The 17,997-nt window shown below is 73.2% G+C and carries 20 protein-coding genes; 9 read left to right on the top strand and 11 right to left on the bottom strand.

The genetic code is table 11. The features are described from left to right. Positions 1-3 precede the first annotated feature (3 nt). The 3 genes from dinB (at position 4) to QRT05_RS14370 (ending at position 3,560) form a co-directional block, all read left to right on the top strand. Positions 4-1,203 carry a DNA polymerase IV gene (dinB, locus tag QRT05_RS14380; RefSeq protein ID WP_289448027.1) on the top strand — a complete coding sequence of 400 codons (1,200 nt, stop codon included), beginning with the start codon at positions 4-6 and terminating at the stop codon, positions 1,201-1,203. Between the two features lie 120 nt (positions 1,204-1,323). After that, on the top strand, positions 1,324-2,883 hold the full coding sequence (locus QRT05_RS14375) for an AMP-binding protein (protein WP_289448026.1): 1,560 nt from the start codon (positions 1,324-1,326) through the stop codon (positions 2,881-2,883). Next, positions 2,880-3,560 (top strand): alpha/beta fold hydrolase, encoded by a 681-nt coding sequence (locus tag QRT05_RS14370; RefSeq protein WP_289448025.1) that lies wholly within the window; start codon positions 2,880-2,882, stop codon positions 3,558-3,560. The genes QRT05_RS14375 and QRT05_RS14370 overlap by 4 nt, the downstream gene beginning before the upstream one ends. A 59-nt stretch (positions 3,561-3,619) precedes the next feature. Here the strand turns inward: QRT05_RS14370 and QRT05_RS14365 are convergent, their stop codons facing one another. From QRT05_RS14365 to QRT05_RS14355, 3 genes are read right to left on the bottom strand one after another with little or no spacing between them, the layout of a single operon-like run. Beyond that, the gene (locus tag QRT05_RS14365) at positions 3,620-4,354 is read right to left on the bottom strand and encodes an FAD:protein FMN transferase (RefSeq protein ID WP_289448024.1); all 735 of its coding nucleotides are present in this window, start codon (positions 4,352-4,354) and stop codon (positions 3,620-3,622) included. A gap of 23 nt (positions 4,355-4,377) precedes the next feature. Next, positions 4,378-4,983 carry an FMN-binding protein gene (locus tag QRT05_RS14360; protein ID WP_289448023.1) on the bottom strand — a complete coding sequence of 202 codons (606 nt, stop codon included), beginning with the start codon at positions 4,981-4,983 and terminating at the stop codon, positions 4,378-4,380. Continuing rightward, positions 4,983-6,341 (bottom strand): ferredoxin reductase family protein, encoded by a 1,359-nt coding sequence (locus QRT05_RS14355; RefSeq protein ID WP_289448022.1) that lies wholly within the window; start codon positions 6,339-6,341, stop codon positions 4,983-4,985. Before QRT05_RS14355 ends, QRT05_RS14360 begins: the two co-directional genes overlap by 1 nt. A gap of 107 nt (positions 6,342-6,448) precedes the next feature. On the opposite strand from QRT05_RS14355, the gene QRT05_RS14350 reads away from it, so the two are divergent. Next, complete coding sequence (locus QRT05_RS14350) at positions 6,449-7,084, top strand: TerD family protein (RefSeq protein WP_289448021.1); 636 nt, start codon at positions 6,449-6,451, stop codon at positions 7,082-7,084. 50 nt (positions 7,085-7,134) lie between these two features. Here the strand turns inward: QRT05_RS14350 and QRT05_RS14345 are convergent, their stop codons facing one another. Both QRT05_RS14345 and QRT05_RS15560 read right to left on the bottom strand, forming a co-directional pair. Continuing rightward, the gene (locus tag QRT05_RS14345) at positions 7,135-8,541 is read right to left on the bottom strand and encodes a dicarboxylate/amino acid:cation symporter (RefSeq protein WP_289448020.1); all 1,407 of its coding nucleotides are present in this window, start codon (positions 8,539-8,541) and stop codon (positions 7,135-7,137) included. 68 nt (positions 8,542-8,609) lie between these two features. After that, positions 8,610-8,693, bottom strand: a complete 84-nt coding sequence (locus QRT05_RS15560; RefSeq protein WP_407650369.1) for a putative leader peptide — start codon at positions 8,691-8,693, stop codon at positions 8,610-8,612. 166 nt (positions 8,694-8,859) lie between these two features. On the opposite strand from QRT05_RS15560, the gene QRT05_RS14340 reads away from it, so the two are divergent. From QRT05_RS14340 to QRT05_RS14330, 3 genes are all read left to right on the top strand, one after another. Further along, the gene (locus QRT05_RS14340; protein WP_289448019.1) at positions 8,860-9,171 is read left to right on the top strand and encodes a DUF5808 domain-containing protein; all 312 of its coding nucleotides are present in this window, start codon (positions 8,860-8,862) and stop codon (positions 9,169-9,171) included. 118 nt (positions 9,172-9,289) lie between these two features. Beyond that, positions 9,290-9,676 carry a hypothetical protein gene (locus tag QRT05_RS14335; RefSeq protein WP_289448018.1) on the top strand — a complete coding sequence of 129 codons (387 nt, stop codon included), beginning with the start codon at positions 9,290-9,292 and terminating at the stop codon, positions 9,674-9,676. 27 nt (positions 9,677-9,703) lie between these two features. Next, the gene (locus tag QRT05_RS14330; protein WP_289448017.1) at positions 9,704-10,141 is read left to right on the top strand and encodes a hypothetical protein; all 438 of its coding nucleotides are present in this window, start codon (positions 9,704-9,706) and stop codon (positions 10,139-10,141) included. A gap of 47 nt (positions 10,142-10,188) precedes the next feature. Here the strand turns inward: QRT05_RS14330 and QRT05_RS14325 are convergent, their stop codons facing one another. Next, on the bottom strand, positions 10,189-10,467 hold the full coding sequence (locus QRT05_RS14325; RefSeq protein WP_289448016.1) for a GlsB/YeaQ/YmgE family stress response membrane protein: 279 nt from the start codon (positions 10,465-10,467) through the stop codon (positions 10,189-10,191). 91 nt (positions 10,468-10,558) lie between these two features. On the opposite strand from QRT05_RS14325, the gene QRT05_RS14320 reads away from it, so the two are divergent. Beyond that, a complete protein-coding gene (locus tag QRT05_RS14320; protein WP_289448015.1) occupies positions 10,559-11,215 on the top strand; it encodes a LuxR C-terminal-related transcriptional regulator in 657 nt (218 codons plus the stop codon). A gap of 19 nt (positions 11,216-11,234) precedes the next feature. Here QRT05_RS14320 and QRT05_RS14315 read toward each other — a convergent pair whose 3' ends face one another. Genes QRT05_RS14315 through QRT05_RS14295 form a run of 5 tightly spaced genes read right to left on the bottom strand, consistent with a single transcriptional unit; the run spans position 11,235 to position 17,271 of the window. After that, positions 11,235-12,050 (bottom strand): HpcH/HpaI aldolase/citrate lyase family protein, encoded by an 816-nt coding sequence (locus QRT05_RS14315; RefSeq protein ID WP_289448014.1) that lies wholly within the window; start codon positions 12,048-12,050, stop codon positions 11,235-11,237. Beyond that, positions 12,047-12,523 (bottom strand): MaoC family dehydratase, encoded by a 477-nt coding sequence (locus QRT05_RS14310; protein WP_289448013.1) that lies wholly within the window; start codon positions 12,521-12,523, stop codon positions 12,047-12,049. Before QRT05_RS14310 ends, QRT05_RS14315 begins: the two co-directional genes overlap by 4 nt. Continuing rightward, the gene (locus tag QRT05_RS14305; protein ID WP_289448012.1) at positions 12,520-13,695 is read right to left on the bottom strand and encodes an acyl-CoA dehydrogenase family protein; all 1,176 of its coding nucleotides are present in this window, start codon (positions 13,693-13,695) and stop codon (positions 12,520-12,522) included. The genes QRT05_RS14310 and QRT05_RS14305 overlap by 4 nt, the downstream gene beginning before the upstream one ends. Beyond that, on the bottom strand, positions 13,673-15,658 hold the full coding sequence (locus tag QRT05_RS14300; protein ID WP_289448011.1) for an acetyl/propionyl/methylcrotonyl-CoA carboxylase subunit alpha: 1,986 nt from the start codon (positions 15,656-15,658) through the stop codon (positions 13,673-13,675). The genes QRT05_RS14305 and QRT05_RS14300 overlap by 23 nt, the downstream gene beginning before the upstream one ends. A 5-nt stretch (positions 15,659-15,663) precedes the next feature. After that, positions 15,664-17,271, bottom strand: coding sequence for a carboxyl transferase domain-containing protein (locus QRT05_RS14295; protein ID WP_289448010.1), 1,608 nt, complete (start codon positions 17,269-17,271; stop codon positions 15,664-15,666). A gap of 103 nt (positions 17,272-17,374) precedes the next feature. Here QRT05_RS14295 and QRT05_RS14290 point away from each other — a divergent pair, with 103 nt between their 5' ends. Then, on the top strand, positions 17,375-17,977 hold the full coding sequence (locus tag QRT05_RS14290) for an SACE_7040 family transcriptional regulator (protein ID WP_289448009.1): 603 nt from the start codon (positions 17,375-17,377) through the stop codon (positions 17,975-17,977). The last annotated feature ends 20 nt before the right edge of the window (positions 17,978-17,997 follow it).

Here is a 17,997-nt window from a genome sequence, read left to right as displayed (position 1 = left end):
TTCGTGTCCGAGAGCCCGCGCCGCGCCGCGATCCTGCACGCCGATCTCGACGCCTTCTACGCGTCGGTCGAGCAGCGCGACGACCCGCGCCTGCGCAACCGGCCGGTCGTCGTGGGTGGGGGCGTCGTGCTCGCGGCGTCGTACGAGGCGAAGCGGCGCGGCGTGAAGACGGCGATGAGCGGCAGGCAGGCGCGGCGACTCTGCCCGGACCTCATCGACGTGCGCCCCCGGTTCGAGGCCTACGTCGAGGCAAGCAAGGCGGTGTTCGAGGTGTTCCGGGACACGACGCCCCAGGTGCAGGGCGTCTCGATCGACGAGGCGTTCCTCGACGTCGGCGGGCTGCACCGCATCGACGCGCCGCCGGTGCAGATCGCCGCTCGGCTGCGCGAGCGCGTCCGCGACGAGGTGGGCCTGCCCATCACCGTGGGCGTGGCACGCACCCCGTTCCTCGCCAAGGTGGCCAGCCGCGTCGCCAAGCCGGACGGGCTGCTCCTGGTCGAGCCGGACGCGGAGGACGCGTTCCTGCACCCGCTGCCGCTGACGATGCTGTGGGGCGTCGGGGAGGTGACGGCCACGAAGCTCGGCTCGTACGGGCTGGCGACCGCGGGCGACGTGGCCATGCTCGGCGAGTCGGTGCTCGTCGGGCTCCTGGGTCCCGCGGCGGGACGGCACCTGTACGCGGTGGTCCACGGGCGCACGCCGGAGCGCGTGGTGGTCGGCACCAGGCGCGGCTCGATCGGCGCGCAGCGGGCGATCGGGCACGGAGCGCACCCGCCCGAGTTCGTGCGCGCGGCGCTGCTGGGGCTCGTCGACCGCGTGTGCCGCCGGATGCGCACGGCCCACCGCACGGCCCGCACCGTGGTCCTGCGCCTGCGCTTCGAGGACTACTCGCGGGCGACGCGGTCGCACTCGTTCCCGCACGCCACGTCCTCCGGCGCGGACATCGGCGCGACGGCGACCATGCTGCTCGACGCCGCCGGCGACCTCATCCGCGAGCGCGGGCTGACCCTGGTGGGGGTCGCGCTGACCAACCTGGAGTCGGACGCGGTCGTGCAGCCGCAGCTCTCGTTCGGACCGGTCGACACCGGCGGCATGGACAGCGCGGTCGACGCCGTCGCCGCCCGGTTCGGCTCGGGCGCGGTGATGCGCGCGAGCCTCCTGCGCACCGGCGACGGGTTCAGCGCGCCCATGCTCGAGGACTGACCTTCCGGGCCTGCGTGACCTGGGCCAGCGTGACCTGCGCGGACACGCCCTCGCGGGTAGCGTGCGAGAGGTCGCGCACGACGAGGTGCGCGCCGCCGATCTGTCCGCGAGGAGCCCGTCGTGACGATCACCAGCCCGTACCCCGACGTCGAGATCCCGGACCTGTCGGTGCACGACTTCCTGTTCGGGGACCTGCCGGACGACGCGGGTCACCGTGTCGCCGTGATCGCCGCGGGCGCGGAGCGCGGCACCACGTACACCGAGCTGGTCGAGCAGATCGACGGGATCGCCGGCGCGCTCGCCGCCCGCGGCGTGGTCCCGGGCGACGTGGTCGCCCTGCACTCCCCCAACTCGCCGGCGTTCGTCGCGCTCTTCCACGGCATCCTGCGCGCCGGTGCGACCGTCACCACGGTCAACTCGCTGTACACGTCCGCCGAGATCGGCCGGCAGCTGGCCGACGCGGGCGCCACCCTCGCGATCACGGTCGGCGCGCTGAGCCCCGCGATGCTCGGCCACCTGCCCGACGAGCGCGTGATGGTGGTCGACGGGGCCGACGGGCACGAGTCGCTCGCCGACTGGCTGGCCGAGGGGCGCTCGGCACCGAGCGTCACCATCGACCCGGCGACGCACCTCGCCGTGCTGCCGTACTCGTCGGGCACCACGGGGCTGGCCAAGGGCGTGATGCTCACGCACCGCAACCTCGTGGCGAACGTGGCGCAGACCATCGGCATCATCACCCTCGGCCCGCAGGACCGCGTCGCGGCGGTGCTGCCGTTCTTCCACATCTACGGCATGACCGTGCTGCTCAACCTCTCGCTGTTCGCGCGCGCCCAGCTGGTGACCTTCCCGCGGTTCGACCTCGCCCAGTTCCTGGGCGCTGTCGCCGCGCAGCGCTGCACCTACCTGTTCATCGCGCCGCCCATCGCCCTCGCCCTGGCCCGGCACCCGCTGGTCGCCGAGCACGACCTGTCGAGCGTCCACACCATCCTGTCCGGCGCCGCCCCCCTGGACGGCACGCTGGCGGACGCGGTGGCCGACCGCATCGGCTGCCGGGTGGTGCAGGGCTACGGGATGACCGAGATGAGTCCGGTGTCGCACGTCGTCCCCGCCGACCGCACGGACATCCCGCGCGGCTCGGTCGGCCTGCTCGTGCCGAACATGGCGTGCCGGCTCGTCGACCCGGCGTCCGGTGGCGACATCGAGCCTCCGACGGACGGGATGAGCGCACCGGGCGAGCTGTGGTGCCAGGGCCCCAACGTGATGACGGGCTACCTCGGCGACGACGAGGCGACGCGCGAGACGCTCGACGCAGACGGCTTCCTGCACACGGGGGACATCGCGACCGTCGACGCCGGTGGGGCGTTCTTCATCGTCGACCGGCTCAAGGAGCTCATCAAGTACCACGGCTACCAGGTCCCGCCCGCGGAGCTCGAGGCGTTGCTGCTCGCGCATCCCGACGTGCAGGACGCCGCGGTGATCGGCGTCCCGGACGACGAGGGCGAGGAGGTGCCGAAGGCCTTCGTCGTGCGCTCCTCGGAGCACCTCGAGGCGGATGCCCTCATGGCCTGGGTCGCGGAGCGGGTCGCCCCGCACAAGAAGGTGCGCCGGGTCGAGTTCATCGACTCCGTGCCGAAGTCGGCGTCCGGCAAGATCCTGCGCAAGGACCTGCGGGCCCGATGACGGGGATCCCGATCGTCCTCGTCCCGGGCGCGGGTGGCGCGGGCTGGTACTGGCACCTGGTCGAGGCGGACCTGCGCGCTCAGGGGTTCGACGCCTTCGCGGTCGACCTCCCCACGGGCGACGACGCGCGCGGCCTGGCCGAGTACGCCGACACGGTGGCCGAGGCGATCGGCGGCCGCGGGCCCGTGGTGATCGCGGCGCAGTCGCTCGGCGGGTTCGTCGCGCCGCTGGTCGCCCGGCGCGTCCCCACCCGGATGATCGTCCTGGTCAGCGCCATGGTCCCGCTCCCCGGCGAGACGCCCGGCGAGTGGTCGGACGCCGTCGGCTCGACGCAGGCCCGGCTGGACGCGGCCGCACGCGGCGGCTGGTCCCCGGAGTTCGACGACAGCTTCTTCACCCACGACCTGCCCGAGGACCTCGCGCGCGCGATGACGCTCCACGACGGTCCCCAGTCCGAGGCGGTGTTCGCCCAGCCCTGCGCGTTCGACGCCTGGCCCGACGTGCCCGTGCACGCGATCACCGGTTGCGACGACCGGATCTTCCCGATCGACCTCCAGCGCCGCGTCACGCGCGAGCGCCTCGGCATCGAGCCCGACGTCGTCGCGGGCGGCCACCTGGCGACGCTGAGCCATCCGGGCGAGATCGCGGCGCTCATCGCGTCCTACCTGGCGCGCTGACGCATGGCCGTGCGCGCGGGCCGGCCGCCTGGCTCAGCGCGCACAGCCGGCCCCTCTGCTCAGACGGACGTGCCCAGCAGGGACGCGCCCGCACGGTCGGTCAGCACCTGGCCGTCGGGGCGCACCGCGATCACGGCGGCCGCCCCGTGCGCGCTCGCCCACGCGATGCCGTCGGGCCCCAGGGCGAGGACCGACGTCGCGAGCAGGTCGGCCGTCACCAGGTCGGCGGCCACGACGGTGGCGGAGACCAGCCCCGCCGCGGTCGCACCCGTCCGGCCGTCCCACACGTGACCGCCGCGCTCGTAGGTGCCCGAGGTCGCCACGCCTCCGTCGCGCACCTCGAGGATCGCGAGGAAGCGCTGCGCGTCCGCGGGGTCACGCACCGCCACGTTCCACCCGCGGCCTTGCTCGGGCTCGCCCGCGGTCGCGACGTCTCCGCCCGCGTTCAGGCAGAACCGGGTCAGGCCCGCGGCGCGGAGCACGTCGGCGGCGCGCTGCGCCGCCCAGCCCTTGACCACGCCGTCGGTGTCGAGCGACCCGTCGGGCGCCCGCACGGAGAACGCACCCCCGCTCGCGTCCGTCGTGCGCTCGGCGAGCGCGAGCACCTCGCGGAGCTCGTCGGAGATCAGTGCGGGCGGCACCTCGCCCCGCCCGTAGCGGCTCACCTCGCTGTCGGGCCTGCGCCGGTCGAACCTCCGATCGGCGGCGTGCAGCAGCTCGAACGCCTCGGTAACCGCCGCCCAGGCCTGCGGCCTGTCCGCGCCGCGCACGTCCAGCGACATGGGGATCCCCATCACCGTCTCGCAGTGCCGCACCCTCAGCCCCTCTGGTCGATCGCCGACTGCAAGGACTGCCGGTAGCCGTCCGAGGTGTAGGTCGCTCCCGAGATCGTGTCGATCTGCGCCGACTGCGCGGCCAGCACCTCCTGCGTGAGCATCGGGATCGCCTGCTGGGAGATCTCCATGCTGCGGCGCTCCCGGTCGGGCGACTGGAGCGCCTGCACGTCGGTGATCGAGTCACCGGAGAAGGTCACCGACAGCTGGACCGCCCCGTACCGGGTCTGCTCGGCCGCGCCGACGATCGTGACCTCGTCGCCGGTGGACGCGTCGGGCGCGGCGGTGGCAGTCGGGTCGGAGGACGAGCCGTCGGTGCCGGCGTCCGGCGCGCTCGCATCAGGCGCGCTCGCCTCCGGTGCACTCGCGTCCGGCGCGCTCGCGTCCGGTGCGCTCGTGTCCGGCGCGGCGGCCCGGGTCGGCGTGCTCCCGGCCGTGAGCCCGCTCGACGAGTCGTCGGCGCCCGCTGCCCCGGCTGCCGCGATCGCCCCGTCGGGCTGGACCCCCGCGAACCTGGCGAACCCGGCGGCCGCGATCACGGCGACCGCCCCGGCGTAGATCAGCGTCCCGCGCCACGGTCGTGCGGCCATCAGTAGAGCTCCTCTCGGTGGATCGCCGCGGCGGGCACACCCAGGGCGCGCGCGGAGCGGACGACGGTCTCGGTCATCGGGGCCGGCCCGCACACGAAGACATCACGCGACGCGATGTCCGGCACCGCCGCGGCGAGGGGCCCGGGCGCGAGCGGGTCGTAGCCCAGCTGCACGCGGCGTCCCGGCACGGGCAGGTAGGCCAGGCGGGGGGACGCGGTGAACTCGGCCGCGAGCGCCAGCTCCTCGCTCCGGTGCGCGCGGTGCACCACCACCACCTCGTACCCGCGCACCACGAGCTCCTCGGCGAGCGCCCGGATGGGCCCGATGCCCGCCCCGCCGGCGACGAGCAGCACCTTGCGGGTGGTGGCCCGGTCGGCGGTGAACCGGCCGAAGGGGCCCTCCACCTGGACGCGGGTCCCGGGAGGGACGGAGGCCACCGCGGCGGAGTGGTCGCCCAGAGCGCCGATGGTGAAGCGCATCCGGCCCGCGCTCGGCACCGTCGACAGCGAGTACGGGTGCGCCGTGCCCAGGTGCCCGCGGGCGAGGAAGCGGACCAGGAAGTGCTGGCCGCCCTGCGCCGCGAAGCGGGCCACGTCCGTGCCGGTGACCCACACGCTCACCATCCCGGGCCCCTCGGGCACCACGGCCTCGACCCGCAGCCCGTGGCGTCCGTGCTGGACGACCGGCAGGAGCACCCGCCACACCAGCACCGCAGCGGCCGTCGCGCTGTACAGGACGATCCAGGCGGCGCGCGCAGGCGGCGAGGAGACGAAGTGCGTCCCGCCGGCCACCTGGTGGAAGAAGGCGAGGAAGATACCCGCGTAGATCGTCACGTGGAGGGCGAACCAGACCTCGTAGCACAGCCGCCTCCGGGCGAGCCGCGCGCTCGACAGCCCCACGGCGAGGAACAGGCCCGTGCCGACCACCGCCCACCACAGGTAGGGCTGCGTCCGCAGCACGCCGGGCACCTCGGCCCACACCGAGACCCCGTCGAGCAGGGCGCCGCCGACGATCATGAGCAGCACGTGGGTGACCACCAACAGCACCACCGTCGTGCCGAGCGAGCGGTGCCAGGAGACCAGCCGGTCGAAGCCGACCGACCTCTCGAACCACGGCACCCGGGCGACGAGCAGCACCTGCACGCACACCAGGAACGACGCGAGCAGGCCCGCCAGCTCCCCCACGCTCGTGAGCGCGCCGCCCGGTGCGGAGGCGACGGCCGGCGAGACGGCCTGCCACCAGAAGGCGAGCACCGCGAAGGACCCGAGCCAGGTGCCGACCAGGGCGCCCGAGACCCGGCGAGGCGCGGGAGCGGACCGCAGGGCGGCGCCCACGGGGGCGATGCGCGTCGTCGTCATGACGGGAATCCTGGCGCGAGACCCTCCGAGGGCGCCGAGTACACCCTGTGCGCCGGCTATGAGCCCTACGGTGATCCGGGTACCCGTTCACGCACCGAGGAGTCTCGATGGGCCTGTTCTCCCGCTCGCAGCAGCCCGCTGCCCCCACCCCGGCCGCGCCGGTGCAGGCGCCCGCCTCCGGGGACGGCCCCGTGAGCCTGAGCAAGGGCGCCCGGATCACCCTGACCAAGTCGCCCACCATCGAGGCGAGCAACGGGTGGACCGCCGCCGGCAAGGACTACGACCTCAAGGCTCTGGTCCGCTACCGGGACGGCCGCGTGGTGTACGTCGGTGCCGCCAACGCCGACGAGGTGCTGGCGACCGCCGACGGCGCGGTGCGGCACTCGGGCGACATCCGCCAGGCGGGTGCGCTCGAGACCGTGACGATCACGTGGCACCCCGACATCGCGTCGGTGGCGCTGTCGAGCTACTCCGCGCTCGAGAACGGGATGGGCAGCTTCCGCAAGTACGGCTGCTACGTGACCATCACCAACGGCGGTCAGGTGGTCGGCCTGGCGGCGGCCGACGCGAGCGCGAAGTGGAGCCAGTACACGCTGTGCTTCGGCGAGGTCCTCCTCAACGAGGACCGCACGTTCACGGTGGTCAACCTCGAGCTCTACTCCAAGAAGCACTCCGAGCACCGGATCGGCTACGTCGGCGACGTCGTGACGATGGACATCGGGCCCAAGGGCCAGAAGAAGTAGGCACCGACGACGATGCACCCGCCGCGGGGCGGGTGCATCGTCGTGGTCGGTCAGCGTGCGGGCTCGAGCTCCCGGTCGGCCGACTCAGCCGGTGCGTCCGTCACCGCGTCGTCCTTGAACAGGTCCTCCGCGGATGCGGACTCGTACTGCTGCAGGTCGAGGATGCCCTCGCGCTTGGCCACGACGGTCGGCACGAGCGCCTGCCCCGCCACGTTGACCGCGGTGCGGCCCATGTCGAGGATCGGGTCGATCGCGAGCAGCAGACCCACACCGGCCAGCGGCAGGCCCAGGGTGGAGAGCGTCAGCGTCAGCATGACCACCGCACCGGTGAGGCCGGCGGTGGCGGCCGAGCCGACCACCGACACGAACGCGATCAGCAGGTAGTCGGTCAGCGACAGGTGGATGCCAAAGATCTGCGCCACGAAGATCGCGGAGATGGCCGGGTAGATCGAGGCGCAGCCGTCCATCTTGGTGGTCGCCGCCAGCGGGACGGCGAACGAGGCGTAGGACCGCGGCACGCCGAGGTTCCGCTCGACCACGCGCTCGGTCAGCGGCAGCGTGCCCACCGACGAGCGGGAGACGAACGCGAGCTGGATGGCCGGCCACGCGCCGCGGAAGAAGCTGGAGATCCGCAGGCCGTTGGTCCGCAGGATCACCGGGTAGACGACGAACAGCACGATGGCGAGGCCGACGTAGATCGCGGCCGCGAACGAGCCGAGCGGGGCCAGCAGGTCCCACCCGTACGTGGCCACGGCGCGGCCGATCAGGCCCAGGGTGCCCAGCGGGGCGAGGCGGATGACCCACCACAGCACCTTCTGGACGATCGCGAGAGCCGACCGCGTGAAGCCCAGGAACGGCTCGGCGGCCTTGCCCGTGCGCAGCGCCGCGATGCCGACGACGATCGCGATGACGACGATCTGGAGCACGTTGAACGAGATCGACGTCTTCGCGTCGACCGCGCCCGCGGTGACGGACGCGTCCGTGCTCGCGCCCAGGCCCAGGAAGTTGCCCGGGATGAGCCCGTCGAGGAAGTCGAGCCAGCTCGCGCTCACGCCCGCCTCCTCGCCCGCCTCGGCGCTGAGCGTGGAGTGGGCACCGGGCTGGAACAGCAGGCCCAGGCCGATGCCGACCGCCACGGAGATCGCCGCGGTGATGGCGAACCACAGCAGCGTCTGCCACGCGAGCCGCGCGGCGTTGGTGACCTGCTGCAGGTTGGCGATCGAGGTGACGATTGCGAGGAACACCAGCGGCGGCACGATGGCCTTGAGCATGGTGACGAACGAGGAACCGATGGTGTCCAGCGTGGTGGTCAGCCAGTTCGGGTCGCCCGAGGCCGTCTCGCCCATCTGCAGGGCGATCCAGCCCAGGAGCACGCCGAGGCCGAGCCCCAGCAGCACCTGGACGGTGAAGGACGGAAGACGAAGACGCCGCGTGGGCGCGGTGGTGGTGTCAGACACGGTGGCCTTTCGGTGGCGCGCCGATGGGCTGCGCCGAGAGGTCTGTTCGGGGGACGTGTGCGCTGGGGTCAGCGAGAGGTGCGCGGACACAGCGCGCTGGCGACACGACGCAGGTCGACGGCGCGACGCTCGGTCAGGTTCCACGTGCTCACGTGGTGCGGCTCCCGGGTGTGGGTGACAGGTGCCGGTCTTCTCCGGCCGTTGGTGCCCAACGCGAGCCCGTGGGACCTTCTTCCCAGATCGACCCGACGAGACCGAGGTCACACACGGGCCCCCCGGGTGGATAGTGGAGTCCTCCGACCAGCGCAGGGAGCCGAGATGTCCTCGAACGACAAGCACCGCAAGAAGCCGCGCGACCTGCAGCGGCTGATCCGCGTGGTCACCTTCGGCCTGGCGCTCGCAGCCATCGCCAAGGAGGTGCGCACCCCCGCCGACGAGCGCGAGTGGCACGGGGTGGTCGTGGGCTTCGTGCCCTACGACTTCCGCGTCCCCACGCTCGCCCGGGCCAAGCAGCGCCTGTGGGATCCGGAGGGCTCGCGGGTCATCAACCCGAAGGTGTTCGGGGTTGGCTGGACGCTCAACGTGGGCAAGCTCGTCTCGGTCGCGCGCAAGCGGATCGCGGCGGCCTGACCGCCCCGGCGACCCGCCGGATCCACCGTCACGCCGCCCCTGCCGGCGGCGCTCGGGTTGCGCACACCCTTCCGCGGCACTCCAATCGAAGGAGCCAAGGTCAAGGGAGGCCGGTCTCATGGACAACCCCATCGTGTGGATCGTCATCGCGGTCGTCGTCGTGCTGCTCGTCGTCGCCGCGGTCGCGTGGAGCCGGCGCCGGGGGGCACGCCGCGTCGAGGTGGAGCGCGCCCGCGCCCAGGAGATCCGCGAGAAGGCGGCCGTCGACCAGGTCGAGGTCCAGCGCCGCGAGGCCGAGGCCGCGCGGCTCGACGCCCAGGCCCGGCTCGCGCAGGCGGAGGCCGACGCCCGTGCCGCCGACGCGGCAGCCCTGCAGAACGAGGCGCGCGCCCGGGGCGAGGAGGCCACGGGGGCGCGGTCCGAGCTCGACGACCAGCTGCGCAGCGCCGACCGGATCGACCCCGACGTCGTCGTGGACGAGCAGCGGGGCGACCGCACGACCTGAGCGGCGCGCAACCGGAGGAGCGATCGCATGGTGTGGTCCAGCCTGGCGAAGACGCTGGCGTGGCCCATGGCCAAGAAGTCGGCGGTGCGGATCGCGGCCTTCATGGCCGCCAACCCGAAGCTGCAGGCGAGCGTGCAGCAGCAGGTGACGCTGGCCTCGAGGCGCATCGCCGAGGCGCAGCGGGCCCGCACGCCCGAGGAGAAGGTCAGCCGGGCGATGGTCTCGGTGCGCGAGCAGGCCGAGTGGGTGCTCGTGCACGAGCCCTCCGAGCACGACGAGGCCCGCGCGCGCGGCTGGCTCGCGCGGGCAGACAAGGTGTCCCAGGCGCTCACGCTCGTCCAGCACCTGCACCGGCGCGAACGGCAGGAGCCGCTCGCCAAGGTGACCGCCTCCGCCGACGCGCTCGTGGCGGAGGTGCTGCTCTCCCTCGTGGACGACGACCCGCCGTCGATCGAGGGCCGGTAAGGGCCCGCACCCGGCCGCACGGGGCGGCCGGGTACGGAACCCCTCGGTCAGCCGGTGATCGAGCGCCGACCGGAGAACCGGATCCACAGCAGCAGCACGATGATCGCGCCGATGAACGAGCCGAGGATGCCCGCGGGCTGCAGGAAGCCGTCGTCCCCGTCCTTGTGGAACAGCAGGTAGCCCAGGAAGCCGCCCACGAACGAGCCGATGACGCCGATCAGGATCGTCATGCCGATCGACATGTCCTGCTTGCCCGGCACCACGAGGCGCGCGAGGGCGCCGGCGATGAGCCCGATGACGATGACCGTGATGATGAGTCCCAGCATGATGACGCCTCTCGATGGTCGGAATGTTCCCTCGACCGAACCACCCCTAGGGCTGGTGCAGTACACCCCTAAGGGGGTTTATCGTGCCGGGATGGCCACGCCCCTCACGGTCGCCCTCGTCGACGACTACGACCTCGTCGTCATGGGCGTGGCCAAGATCCTCGACCAGTACCGTGACCGCGTCGTCGTCGCAGAGCTGGACACCAACGAGCCGGTGCGCGACGTCGTCGACATCGTGCTGTACGACTCGTTCGCGCAGCCCGAGTCCGACCAGCAGGAGCTCGCCGTGCTGGTGCGCAACCCGTGCGCGCGCCGGGTGGTCGTGTTCACGTGGAACTTCCACCCCGACCTGATCGCCGCCGCTCGCGAGCAGGGTGTCCGCGGCTACCTGTCGAAGTCGTTGCCGGCGCGGGAGCTCGTCGCGGCGCTCGAGGCGGTGCACGCGGGCGAGTTCGTGCTCAGCGAGCCGCGCGGCCGGGTCCGGCCCGCCAACGGCCTGGACTGGCCCGGCCGCACCGAGGGGCTGAGCGACCGCGAGGCGGAGATCCTGGCGCTCATCACGCAGGGCATGAGCAACGCGGACGTCGCGATGCTCACCTTCCTCAGCCCCAACACCGTCAAGTCCTACATCCGCTCGGTGTACCGCAAGATCGGCGTCGAGAGCCGGACCCAGGCCGTGCTGTGGGGCGTCGACCACGGGTTCACGCCGGACCACCGGCGCATCGAGCACTGGCGCGGCGGCCCGTAGCCGCGCGCGTCTGCCGGGCTCAGGAGCCCGTGCTCGCACGCGCCAGCACGTGCTCCGCGTGCTTGAGGATCGGGCCGTCCACCAGCCGACCTTCCCACCGGAAGGCGCCGTGCTGCCCCACGGCGGCCGCGAGCACCCCGCGCGCCCAGGCCACCTCGGCCTCGGAGGGGCGGTAGGCGGCGCGCACCACCGGCACCTGCGACGGGTGGATGCATGCGGTCGCACCGAACCCGCTGGCCGCCGCGTCGGTGGCCTCGGCGGCCAGACCGTCGACGTCGTCGATCTCGACGTGCACGGCGTCGATGGCCACCTTGCCGACCGCGCGCGCCGCGAGAAGCACCGTCGAGCGCGCCTGGACCGCCACCGCGCGGTACGCACCTGCGGCGTCGCGGCTCGCGGTCCCGCCCATGGACGCGACCAGGTCCTCGGCCCCCCACATGAGGCCCACGACGTTGGGCACCGCGGCGATCCCGGCGGCCTCGACCACTCCGACGGCCGTCTCGACGAGCGCGACGACGTCGTAGCTCGCCAGCTCGTGCACGTCGGCGGCCCCGGCGGTCTTCGCGAGCATGACCGTGCGGTACGGCGTGCCGACGAGGGCGTGCAGGTCCTCGAGCAGGTCGTCGGTGCCGGCGGGGTTGACCCGCACGATGGTCCGCGCGGGATCGAGGCCCGCGCGCGCAAGGTTGCGTCGGGCCTCCGGCTTGGCCTCCGCCGTCACCGCGTCCTCGAGGTCGAGGATCACGGCGTCGGCGCGGGCCGCCGCCTTCGCGAACCGGTCCGGGCGGTCCGCCGGGCAGAACAGCAGCGCCGGCCCCATCGCGAAGCCCGTCACGGCGCCGCCTCCCGGCACCAGAACAGCACCGAGCGCGTCGCGGTCGCCACCACGACGTCGTCCTGGTTGCGGCCGGTGTGCTCGAGCGTCACGACGCCCTGGCCGGGACGGGACGACGAGAGCCGCTTCTGCGTGACCACCGTCTCGGAGTAGAGCGTGTCGCCGTGGAACAGCGGCTGGGGGAAGCGGACGTCGGTGAATCCGAGGTTGGCCACGATGGTCCCCTGCGTGAGCTGGTCGACGGAGGCACCGACGAGCACCGCCAGGGTCATCATCGAGTTCACCAGTCGCTGCCCGAACGGCTGGCCGGCCGACCACGCCGCGTCGAGGTGCAGCGCCTGCCCGTTCATCGTCAGGGTGCTGAACAGGACGTTGTCCGCCTCGGTCAGCGTCCGGCCGGGCCGGTGCAGGTACCGCACGTCGAGCTCGAGCTCCTCGTAGTACAGCCCCCGCTGCTCGACGTCACGCGTCATCGGGCCGCCCCCACGAACCCCAGCTCCCGGGCGATGACCATGAGCTGGATCTGGCTGGTCCCCTCCCCGATCTCCAGGACCTTGGAGTCGCGGTAGTGCCGGGCCACGGGGTTCTCGTTCATCAGGCCGTAGCCCCCGAAGATCTGCGTCGCGTCGCGTGCGTTGTCCATCGCGGCCTCGCTCGCGATGAGCTTGGCGACGCTCGCCTCGAGCTTGAAGGGTCGGCCAGCGACGATCCGGTGGGCGGCGTCCAGCCAGGCGAGGCGGGCCGCGTGCACGCGCGCCTGCATGCGGGCGATGGTGAACGCGATCTGCTGGTTCTCCCCGATGGGGTGGCCGAACACGTTGCGGCTCTTGGCGTACCGCACGGCCTCCTCGAGGCAGCCCTGAGCGGCCCCGGTGCCCAGCGCCGCGAACGCGACCCGGCCCTCGTCGAGCGTGCGGATGAACGCGGCGAAGCCCCGTCCGCGCTCGCCCAGCAGGTTCGCCTCGGGCACGCGCACGTCCTCGAACCGCAGGGGGTGGGTGTCCGAGGTGTGCCACCCGACCTTGTCGTACGCCGGCAGGACCGTGAAGCCGGGCGTGCCGCTGGGCACCAGGATGGCGGACAGCTCCTTGCGCACCGAGCCGTCGGGCCGCTCGCTCTCCCCCGTCACCGCGGTGATGGTCACGAGGCGCGTGATCTTGGAGCCGGAGTTGGTGATGAACTGCTTGCTGCCGTTGATCACCCACTGCCCGTCGTCGAGCACCGCCGTGGTGCGCGTGCCCGCGGCGTCCGAGCCGGCGTCGGCTTCCGTGAGCCCGAAGCCCGCGAGCGCCGTGCCCGCGGTCAGCATGGGCAACCACTCCTGCTTCTGCGCCTCGGTGCCGTCGCGGTAGACGGGCATGGCCCCGAGCCCGACGCCGGCCTCGAGCGTGACCGCGATGGACTGGTCGACGCGCGCGAGCTGCTCGACGGCGAGGCACAGGTCGACGTAGTCCCGGCCCTGGCCGCCGTACTCCCTGGGGAACGGCAGCCCGAACAGCCCCATCTCGCCCATCTGGGCGATGATCTCGTAGGGCAGCTCGCGCAGCGTGTCGTACTTGTAGGCCGCCGGGGCGACCACCGTGTCCGCGAAGTCGCGCACCTCGTCGCTCAGCCGCTGCTGCTCAGGGGTCAGTCCGTGGCTCATGCCGGGTCCCTTCGTGGGGGGTGGACGTGATGGTGGCGACCACGTGGTCGAGGGCCACCTGCTCGGCCGGTCGGACCGAGAGCGTGACGGCGCCGTCGCAGGGCGCAGTGATGCGGTGCTCCATCTTCATCGCCTCGATGGTCAGAAGAACCTGCCCCGCGACGACCTCGTCGCCGCTGGCCACGTCGATCGAGACCACGGTGCCGGGCATCGGCGCGCGCACCTGGGGATCCGCGGGAGCGTCGCCCCGCGCGCGCGACAGCAGCTGCTCCGCGAGCCACTCCCGGCGCGTGCGGACGCGCAGGGCGAAGGCCGACCCCTGCTCCCCGACCCACGTGACCGGGCCGTCCGTCACCACGGGAAGCCGGTGCACGACACCGTCGAGCTCGAACGAGCCGGGCGCCAGGGGACGCAGGGACAGCGGCCCCGCGTCCCCCACCGTGACCGTGGCGTCGGACCCATCCGTGGCCGGCCCACCCATCACGGAGACCGGCACGCCGCCGACGTCGTACCGGACCGGGCACGCGTCGCCCAGGCGCCAGCCGTCCCCGCGCCACGCAGACCCGGCGCCGCGGCGCGCGTCGCCGCGCCGCGCCAGCACCGCGGCCACGGACGCGGCGGCCGAGGGGGCCCGAGGCACGAGCGTGGGGATGAGCCGGCCCAGCAGGCCGGTGTCGAGCCGTCCGGCGCGGACGTCGGCGTCGGCCAGCACGGCGCGCAGGAAATCGACGTTGGTGCGCAGCCCGAGCACCGTCGTGCGGGACAGCGCAGCGTCCAGCCGCGCGATCGCCTCGCCGCGGGTGGGCGCCCACGCGACGACCTTGGCGAGCATGGGGTCGTAGGCGGGCCCCACGTGCAGGCCCTCGACCAGCGAGCTGTCGACCCGGACGCCCTCGCCCGTCGGCTCCTCGAGCAGCAGCACGGTGCCGGCCGACGGCAGGAAGTCGCGCGCCGGATCCTCGGCGTACACGCGCGCCTCGACGGCATGCCCGGTCAGCACCACCTGCTCCTGCTGCAGGGCCAGCGGCTCCCCGGCCGCGACCCGCAGCTGCCACTCCACGAGGTCGAGCCCGGTGACGAGCTCGGTGACGGGGTGCTCCACCTGCAGGCGCGTGTTCATCTCCATGAAGAAGAACTCCGTGGGCGCCTCGTCGGAGACCAGGAACTCGACCGTGCCCGCGCCGACGTAGCCGACGCTGCGCGCGACGTCGCACGCCGCCGCCCCGATCCGCACGCGGGTCTTCACGTCGAGCAGCGGTGAGGGCGCCTCCTCGATCACCTTCTGGTGGCGCCGCTGCAGCGAGCACTCGCGCTCCCCGAGGTGGATCACGTGCTCGAACCCGTCGGCCAGCAGCTGGACCTCGATGTGGCGAGGCGACCGGACCAGGCGCTCGAGGAGCAGCGTGTCGTCGCCGAACGCCGCCGCGGCTACACGTCGGGCACCCGCGAGCGCCGCCGGGAGGTCCGCGGGGTCGTCGACGACCACCATCCCCTTGCCGCCGCCGCCCGCGGACGGCTTGACCAGCAGCGGGTAGCCGAGCCGCGCGGCCGCCTCGTCGTCGCCGGTGCCGGTGAGCGCGACGCCCGGGATCACCTGCACGCCCGCCGCGGCGACGTGCTCCTTGGCGCGGACCTTGTCCGCCATGACCTCGAGCGCCTTGACGCCAGGGCCCACGAACACGAGTCCCGCCGCGTCGCACGCCCGCGCGAGGTCCGGGTTCTCCGAGAGGAAGCCGTAGCCCGGGTGGACGGCCTGCGCCCCGGAGGCCGTCGCGGCGCGCACCACCTCGTCGATCGACAGGTAGCTCTCGACGAGCAGCGCCTCGTCGGCGCGCCGGACGTGCAGCGCGCCGCGGTCCGCCTCGGTGTAGACGGCGACCGCCCGCACGCCGAGCCGATGCAGCGTCGCGACCACCCGGCAGGCGATCTCGCCCCGGTTCGCCACGAGCACGGTGTCGAACACGGCGCTCACATCCGGAACAGGCCGAGGCGGGACTCGCCGAGCGGCACCCGCGCGCACACGTCGAGCGCCATGCCGAGCACGCGCCGGGTGTCGGCCGGATCGATGATCCCGTCGTCCCACAGGCGCGCGGTCGCGTAGTACGGGCTGCCCTGCGCCTCGTACTGCGCGCGGACGGGCGCGCGGAAGGCCTCCTCGTCGTCCGCGGACCAAACCTCGCCGCGGCCCTCGAGCTGCTCGCGACGGACCGTGGCCAGCACCGACGACGCCTGCGGGCCGCCCATCACGGAGATGCGGCTGGCGGGCCACATCCACAGGAAGCGCGGCGAGTAGGCACGCCCGCACATGGAGTAGTTCCCGGCCCCGAACGAGCCGCCGATCACGACGGTCAGCTTGGGCACGCGCGTCGTGGCCACCGCGGTGACCATCTTGGCGCCGTGCTTGGCGATGCCGCCCGCCTCGTAGTCGCGGCCGACCATGAAGCCGTTCACGTTCTGCAGGAACACCAGCGGGATGCCGCGCTGGTCGCAGAGCTCGACGAAGTGCGCGCCCTTGAGCGCGGACTCGGAGAAAAGCACGCCGTTGTTCGCGACGATGCCGACCGGGTGGCCGTGCAGGCGCGCGAACCCGGTGACCAGCGTCGTCCCGTACTCGCGCTTGAACTCGTGCAGCTCGCTGCCGTCCACGAGGCGTGCGATGACCTCGCGCACGTCGTACGCGGTCTGCAGGTCGGTGGGGACCACGCCGTACAGCTGGGCCTCGTCGGCGGCGGGTGGTCGGCTCTCCCCCACCGGCCACGCCGGTGCGGGGGGCGGCGGGAGGGTCGCGACGATGTCGCGCACGATCGCCAGGGCGTGCGCGTCGTTCTCGGCCAGGTGGTCGGTCACGCCGGACGTGCGGGAGTGCAGCTCGCCACCGCCCAGCTCCTCGGCGGTCACGACCTCGCCCGTGGCCGCCCGCACCAGCGGTGGGCCGCCGAGGAAGATGGTGCCCTGGCCGCGCACGATGACGGTCTCGTCGCTCATGGCCGGCACGTAGGCGCCGCCGGCGGTGCACGATCCCATCACGCACGCGATCTGCGGGATCCCCTCGGCCGACATCCGCGCCTGGTTGAAGAAGATGCGCCCGAAGTGGTCGCGGTCCGGGAACACCTCGTCCTGCTTGGGCAGGAAGGCGCCGCCCGAGTCGACGAGGTACAGGCACGGGAGCCTGTTCTCGAGCGCGATCTCCTGCGCGCGCAGGTGCTTCTTCACCGTCAGCGGGTAGTACGTGCCGCCCTTCACGGTCGCGTCGTTGGACAGCACCATGACGTGCCTGCCGTGCACCAGGCCGATGCCCGCGATCACCCCGGCACCGGGCGCCTCACCGTCGTAGAGGTCGAACGCCGCCAGGGGCGCGATCTCCAGGAACGGGCTGCCGTCGTCCAGGAGCACGTCGATCCGCTCGCGGGGCAGCAGCTTGCCCCGGGCGACGTGACGCTCGCGCGACCGCTCGGGACCGCCCTGGGCGGCCGTGCGGAGCCGGTCCCTGAGCTGTGTCACGAGCGCGCGCTGCGCGTCGTCGTTCGCGCGGAACGCATCCACGCCGGGGCTAACCGTGCTGGTGAGCATCTCCATCGACGCGGTCTCCACGGGGTGCTGGGAGAAGGCAACTCAGTTAGTGGTGACTAACTCAAATGAGGTTACAGTTCTCGCAGCGCGTTGTCCACGAAGGAGCCCGATGGCCCAGCCGCAGGAGATCGAACCGACCCTCCGGGTCCGGGCCAAGGCCGAGCGCCGCGCCGCGCTGCTGTCGTCGGCCGCCCGACTGTTTGCCCGCCGCGGGTTCGACGGCGTGTCGATCGAGGACCTCGGGTCCTCGGTCGGCGTGAGCGGCCCGGCGGTCTACCGGCACTTCGCGAGCAAGCAGGCCGTGCTCGCCGCGCTCCTGGTTGGCGTGAGCGAGGGCCTGCTCACGGGCGGCCGCGAGGTCGTCGACGCGGCCGGCTCCGACGCGACCGCGGCGCTCCGCTCGCTCGTGCAGTTCCACGTCGACTTTGCGCTGCGCGAGCCCGACGTCATCCGCGTGCAGGACCGTGACCTGGCGGCCCTCGCCGTCCCGGACCGCGCCGCGGTCCGGGACCTGCAGCGGCGCTACGTCGACGTGTGGGTGGACGTGCTGCACCGGCTGAGCCCGACGACGGAGCGCCCTGAGCTGCGCCTGCGCGCGCAGGCCACCTTCGGGCTGCTGAACTCCACGCCGCACAGCGCGCGCTCGGTGACCGTGGCCCGCACCCGGGTGCTGCTCGAGGAGATGGCGCTCGCGGCGCTGGGCCGGCCGTAGCGCTGGCTCGCCACCGCGGG

The organism is Cellulomonas edaphi (genome assembly GCF_030362815.1).
Classification (GTDB): Bacteria; Actinomycetota; Actinomycetes; order Actinomycetales; family Cellulomonadaceae; genus Cellulomonas; species Cellulomonas edaphi.
Note: the sequence above shows the minus strand (reverse complement) of the source record. Positions and strands in the feature narration are given on the sequence as shown.

Coding starts and splice junctions, on each gene's coding strand:
- QRT05_RS14370 (WP_289448025.1), top strand. CDS start 2,880: ATGACGGGGATCCCGATCGTCCTCGTCCCGGGCGCGGGTGGCGCGGGC.
- QRT05_RS14290 (WP_289448009.1), top strand. CDS start 17,375: ATGGCCCAGCCGCAGGAGATCGAACCGACCCTCCGGGTCCGGGCCAAG.
- QRT05_RS14350 (WP_289448021.1), top strand. CDS start 6,449: ATGGGCCTGTTCTCCCGCTCGCAGCAGCCCGCTGCCCCCACCCCGGCC.
- QRT05_RS14320 (WP_289448015.1), top strand. CDS start 10,559: ATGGCCACGCCCCTCACGGTCGCCCTCGTCGACGACTACGACCTCGTC.
- QRT05_RS14360 (WP_289448023.1), bottom strand. CDS start 4,983: ATGGCCGCACGACCGTGGCGCGGGACGCTGATCTACGCCGGGGCGGTC.
- QRT05_RS14355 (WP_289448022.1), bottom strand. CDS start 6,341: ATGACGACGACGCGCATCGCCCCCGTGGGCGCCGCCCTGCGGTCCGCT.
- QRT05_RS14295 (WP_289448010.1), bottom strand. CDS start 17,271: ATGGAGATGCTCACCAGCACGGTTAGCCCCGGCGTGGATGCGTTCCGC.
- QRT05_RS14335 (WP_289448018.1), top strand. CDS start 9,290: ATGGACAACCCCATCGTGTGGATCGTCATCGCGGTCGTCGTCGTGCTG.
- QRT05_RS14310 (WP_289448013.1), bottom strand. CDS start 12,523: ATGACGCGTGACGTCGAGCAGCGGGGGCTGTACTACGAGGAGCTCGAG.
- QRT05_RS14340 (WP_289448019.1), top strand. CDS start 8,860: ATGTCCTCGAACGACAAGCACCGCAAGAAGCCGCGCGACCTGCAGCGG.
- QRT05_RS14325 (WP_289448016.1), bottom strand. CDS start 10,467: ATGCTGGGACTCATCATCACGGTCATCGTCATCGGGCTCATCGCCGGC.
- QRT05_RS14330 (WP_289448017.1), top strand. CDS start 9,704: ATGGTGTGGTCCAGCCTGGCGAAGACGCTGGCGTGGCCCATGGCCAAG.
- QRT05_RS14365 (WP_289448024.1), bottom strand. CDS start 4,354: ATGGGGATCCCCATGTCGCTGGACGTGCGCGGCGCGGACAGGCCGCAG.
- QRT05_RS14305 (WP_289448012.1), bottom strand. CDS start 13,695: ATGAGCCACGGACTGACCCCTGAGCAGCAGCGGCTGAGCGACGAGGTG.